This is a genomic window from uncultured Mucilaginibacter sp. (assembly GCF_903893715.1).
Lineage (GTDB): Bacteria > Bacteroidota > Bacteroidia > Sphingobacteriales > Sphingobacteriaceae > Mucilaginibacter.
On the sequence record NZ_CAITNG010000015.1, the window covers coordinates 1 to 5361 of the forward strand.

5 protein-coding genes are annotated in these 5361 nt (G+C 45.1%); 4 read left to right on the plus strand and 1 reads right to left on the minus strand.

Annotated features, from left to right (window positions below; translation table 11 throughout):
* Positions 1 to 1261: zinc-dependent metalloprotease (locus QZX97_RS02125; protein WP_295664095.1), on the plus strand; the 1261-nt coding region annotated here is incomplete at its 5' end.
* 65 nt (positions 1262 to 1326) lie between these two features.
* Here the strand turns inward: QZX97_RS02125 and QZX97_RS02130 are convergent.
* Positions 1327 to 2616, minus strand: coding sequence for an NAD(P)/FAD-dependent oxidoreductase (locus QZX97_RS02130; RefSeq protein WP_295647972.1), 1290 nt, complete (start codon positions 2614 to 2616; stop codon positions 1327 to 1329).
* Between the two features lie 226 nt (positions 2617 to 2842).
* Here QZX97_RS02130 and argB point away from each other — a divergent pair, with 226 nt between their 5' ends.
* From argB to QZX97_RS02145, 3 genes are all read left to right on the plus strand, one after another.
* Complete coding sequence (gene argB, locus QZX97_RS02135; protein ID WP_295647966.1) at positions 2843 to 3637, plus strand: acetylglutamate kinase; 795 nt, start codon at positions 2843 to 2845, stop codon at positions 3635 to 3637.
* A gap of 2 nt (positions 3638 to 3639) precedes the next feature.
* On the plus strand, positions 3640 to 4458 hold the full coding sequence (gene proC, locus QZX97_RS02140) for a pyrroline-5-carboxylate reductase (protein WP_295647975.1): 819 nt from the start codon (positions 3640 to 3642) through the stop codon (positions 4456 to 4458).
* A 116-nt stretch (positions 4459 to 4574) separates the two neighbouring features.
* Entirely contained in the window at positions 4575 to 5213 is a 639-nt protein-coding gene (locus QZX97_RS02145; protein WP_295647969.1) for a hypothetical protein, read from the plus strand.
* The last annotated feature ends 148 nt before the right edge of the window (positions 5214 to 5361 follow it).

The following is a 5361-nucleotide window of genomic DNA, read 5'->3' on the forward strand; positions in this document are numbered from 1 at the left end:
AACCGCAGCTGTTGACCCACGGGCACGCACCATGCACTTTAGCGATGAACTGATGGGCGACCTGATCCGTTTTGTGTCTTCGCACGAAGTTGGCCATACTTTAGGCCTGCGCCACAATTGGGGGTCAAGCTCCACAACACCTGTTGAAAAACTACGCGACAAAGCTTGGGTTGAAGCTAACGGCCATACACCGTCTATCATGGACTATGCCCGTTTCAACTACGTGGCACAGCCTGAAGACAACATCACCAAAACAGGTTTATACTCACGCATTGGCGATTATGATAAATGGGCTATTGAATGGGGGTATAAACTATTGCCAAATTCGCCATCGCCCGAAGCAGAAAGAGCTATCCTGAATAAAACGACTGTTGAGCGATTAAAAGATCGTCGCCTATGGTTTGGTACAGAAAGCAACCCTGATGATCCGCACTCACAAAACGAGGATTTGGGCGACAATGCCATGAAAGCCAGCACCTACGGCATCAAAAACCTGAAAGTGATATTGGCCAAATTGCCTGAATGGACCAAAGAGCCTAACGAAGGCTATGAGGATCTCGACAATATGTACGGCCAGTTAACCACACAATTTGGCCGTTATATGGGCCATGTTGCCAAAAACATAGGTGGTATATACGAAAACCCGAAAACTGTTGAAGAAGCCGGCAAAATTTACGAAAACGTTCCGGCAGCTACCCAAAAAGAAGCGATGGATTTTCTGGATGCGCAATTGTTTACCACCCCTACCTGGTTATTGGATGAAGGTATCCTGAAAAATATCGATGGCAACCCGGTACAAGTGATAGCGGGATTACAGGAAACTACGTTGACCCGTATCATCAGCAACCATACCTTGTTTAAACTGATTTCGGCTGAGGCTGAAGACGGCGCGACTGCTTATAAAGTGAGCGACCTGTTCAACGATATGAACACCATCGTTTTCCGTGAGCTGAAAAGCAACCAAGCTGTTGACGTTTACCGTCGTAATCTGCAAAAAATGTATGTTGAGAAACTGATTGCTTTGGTGAAACCGCCTGCACCGGTTGATCCGGCTGCTGCGGCACTTGCCGGTGGCCGCAGGGCCGGCGGCGCGCCACGCGATGCCGATAAGGAAATGACCGACGTGGTTTCGGTAGCAAAAGCACAGCTTAAAGCTATTAACGCTATGATCAAAGCTTCTACATCGACAGATAGCATGACACAGTACCACCTGCAGGATTTATCCGACAGGATTAACGAAACACTGAACCCTAAAGGTTGAGTTATTGATTGAGTTTTAATAAAAAAGGCTTCCCGGTACCCGGGAAGCCTTTTTTGTACTTTGCCTTATTGTATCTTCATCTTCTCGGCATCATATTTACGGATTATGAGTCGTGAGCCGCTGCTGTTGCTAAAATAGCTGCCTGCCCAGTTGATGAACACGATAACACGGTTACGGGCACTCACCAGCGACATGAGGTGCACAAAACCCCATATCATCCATGCAAAAAAGCCCTGAAAATGGATGCGTCCCAAATCGGCAACAGCTAGGTTCTTGCCAACGGTAGCCAACGAGCCTTTGTCGAAGTATTTGAAAGGTTCCATGGGTTCGTTATTGGTTAAGCGTACCAGGTTTTTTGCTAGTTGCTTGCCTTGCTGTATGGCGGCCGGTGCAACACCGGGGTGCCCATCAGGGGTTTCGGGGGTAATAACGGCGGCAACATCGCCTATGGCGAATATATTGGTAAAACCTTTAACCTGGTTAAATTCGTTTGTTTGTATACGGTTGCCGCGCACAATGTTGTCTTGTGGTATACCCTGCGGCATATCACCTTTTACACCTGCGGCCCATAGTACGTTGCGGGTTTGTATCAGCTTTCCGTTATCAATTACCAAGGCGTCGCCGGTATAGCTTTTCACGTGTACGCCTGTATGTACCTCTACGCCGAGTTCAGTCAAAAAATCCCGAGCCTTTTTGGATGCGTTGGCAGACATGACTGCCAGCAAATCCTCTTTGCCTTCCACCAGGTAAACCTTCATATCTTCTTTGCGTAGTTCAGGGTAATCGTTGGTGAGTACGTAGTTGCGCATTTCGGCCAGCGCGCCCGATAGCTCTACTCCTGTCGGCCCACCCCCTACAACCACAAAATTGAGCAGTGCTTCTTTTTCTTCCTGGCTTTCGGTAATGATGGCTTTTTCGATATTCTCCAACAGCAAACTGCGCAGGTTCAACGCTTCGGGGATGCTTTTCATGGGCATGGTACGTTTGGCCAGTTCGTCGTTACCAAAAAAATTGGTGGTCGAACCTGTGGCAAGCACCAAATAATCATAAGCAATTTCGCCAATGTCCGTGCTGATGGTGTTCTTTTCCGGGTTCACCTGCTGTACCATCGCCATACGGAATGCAAAGTTCCTTTGCTCTGCAAATATTTTCCTTATCGGGAAAGCAATCGAGTCGGCCTCGATATCGCCCATGGCAACCTGGTACAGCAAAGGCTGAAAGGTGTGGTAGTTGTTTTTGTCCACCATCAACACCTCAAAAGGCTTGTCTTTCAGGCGCTTGGCCAACTCAATTCCGCCAAATCCACCCCCTATGATCACCACGCGCGGGTGATTGGATATATCGTTCAAATGCATCATACCGTAAAGCTAAACCTTATGTTTCAATAAGGCTAAAATTAGCTTTAATGTTTGCAATAGATTGGTAAAAAAGTAAAAATCAATCCATTTTGGTACAAAAACATAACATTAAGTTCAAATTACCTTCATTTTGGGTTTGTTTTCGAGCAAATGCCCTGTTCATTTAAATCAAACCGTATATTTGTTGTATAAAACGATAAAAAATCGTATAATTAGGGTGTAAATGAAGCTAAACGTCGTTAAAATAGGTGGAAACATTATCGATAATTCGGAAAACCTGCACCGATTTTTAACGGATTTTGCAGGCTTGGATGGATACAAAGTGCTGGTGCACGGCGGCGGAAAAGCAGCCACACAGCTTTCGGCAACCCTGAGTATCGAAGCCCAACTGGTTGACGGTCGGCGTGTTACCGACATTGAAACATTGCGTGTGGTAACCATGGTGTATGCCGGGCTCATCAATAAAAACATCGTAGCGGCGCTGCAGGCAACAAGCTGCAATGCCATTGGGTTAACCGGTGCCGACGGTAATTTCATCCGCGCCAAAAAACGCCCGGTTAAAACTATCGACTACGGCTTTGTGGGCGATATTGATGAAAACTCGATAAACCCGCAAAATATTGCCAAACTATTGGACGGTGGTTTTGTACCTGTATTTTCGGCTATAACGCACGATGGCACGGGGCAATTGCTCAATACCAATGCCGATACCATTGCTTCGGCTTTGGCTGTGGCGTTGGCTAAATTATACGACACCACGCTGATCTATTGTTTTGAAAAAAAGGGAGTGTTGAAGGATATTAACGATGAAGCGTCACTGATAGCCGACATTGACCCCATAACATACGAGGAATTAAAAAAACAGAATATTATTGCCGGGGGCATGTTGCCCAAACTGGATAATGCTTTCAGCGCAATTGCCAGTGGCGTTACGGCCGTAATAATTGGCCACGCCGACGAACTTGGCCATATAAAACATAACAAAACATTCGGGACCCGCTTAAGTACAGGTATATGAACATGAACGCATTGAACAAAAACATCGCCATTTTAGGGAGCGGGAATATAGGACTTGCCTTAGCAAAAGGTTTGGTAAAAGCAGGTATTTATCAGCCACAACAGATTACCCTAACCCGCCGTAGCTTAAGCGGTTTGGCCGATTTGGCCGAAGAAGGCTATAAAGTAACTGACGATAACGCAAAAGCGGTAAGCAAAGCCCATATCGTGGTGATAGCCGTTTTGCCACAACAATTGAACAAGTTACTCGATGAAGTTAAAGAAAGCATCAAACCGAAAAAACACTTGCTTATCTCTGTGGTATCGGGCGTGAGTTGTTCGGATATACGTCGTTACCTCGATATTGATGTGCCCGTGGTACGCGCCATGCCCAATACGGCCATTGCCATAGGCCAAAGCATGACGTGTATTGGCAGCGACAACGCCGATAAACATAACATCGCCCTGGTTAAAGAACTGTTTGATACGGTGGGTATCACCATCCCGATAAACGAAGAGCTGATGACCTCGGCAACGGCTTTGTGTGCCTGCGGTATCGCTTTCTTTTTACGCTCTATCCGCGCGGCATCGCAAGGGGGAACGGAAATTGGTTTCCACGCGCACGACGCGCTGAAGATGGCCGCCCAAACCGCCAAGGGCGCCGCCGACCTGCTGCTGCAATTGGCCACCCACCCTGAAAGCGAAATTGATAAGGTAACGTCGCCAAAAGGCTGCACCATTGCCGGCCTGAACGAAATGGAGCATAACGGCTTTAGTTCGGCTATGATAAAAGGGATAAAGATGTCGGCGGAGATTGCGGGGGTGTTGTATAAGAAAGAGTAGCCCCCCGATCAAGTTGCGAATAATGTTTTTTGTAGTAAATATTTTTGTAAAGTGTTTGTTTTGATTTTTTTTATACATTTACATACGAATATTACATGATATTTGCCCAATATAAGATGTATAAAAAGACTATAACACTCATTATCTGCCTATTATTTATTTGTTTCGCATCAAACGCTCAAAAACAAGAATATAGCGCCCCGAACTTAAAAGCGGAACTTTCAAAACACAAAATCGTTGCTATCCTACCTTTCAGGGTTACCATATCCTTTAAAAAAGTACCCGAAAATTTTGACGAAGCAGCAAACAAGGCGCAAGAATTGAACGACGGATTACACATGCAAGAAGGTATGTATACTTATTTGTTAAGAAAAGAAAAGGATTACACGGTAAGCTTTCAAGATATCGACAGAACAAACGTACTATTGAAAAAAGCTGGATTTTTTGATAAAATTGATGAAACCTTACCTGACTCGTTGTGCAAAATATTGGGCGTTGATGCAGTGATCAAAAACTCGTATGCGTATGAAAAAACCGCAAGCGAGGCCGGGGCAATTGCTAAAACCATCCTCTTGGGTGGGTTTGGCAGCAAAACCGCATCGGGCAGTTTAACTATGCAAATTTATAACGGCACAGGTGGAACACTTTTATGGCGTTTTTATAAGGAGATGAATGAAACTGTTTTTTCGAGTGCCGATGAGGTAATGGAAAGAATGATGAGAAAGGTATCGCGAAATTTCCCTTACGAAAGGTAAACTATATCCATAATGGTTCCTGGCGGTTATCCCAAAAATAACCTATCATAATACAATTTTCATATACTGAATAAAACATGGAGCAATTTTTATGAAGGACGCATCTTCTCATACCCGTTTTTTCATTTAAAACAGGGTATAAAAAGGG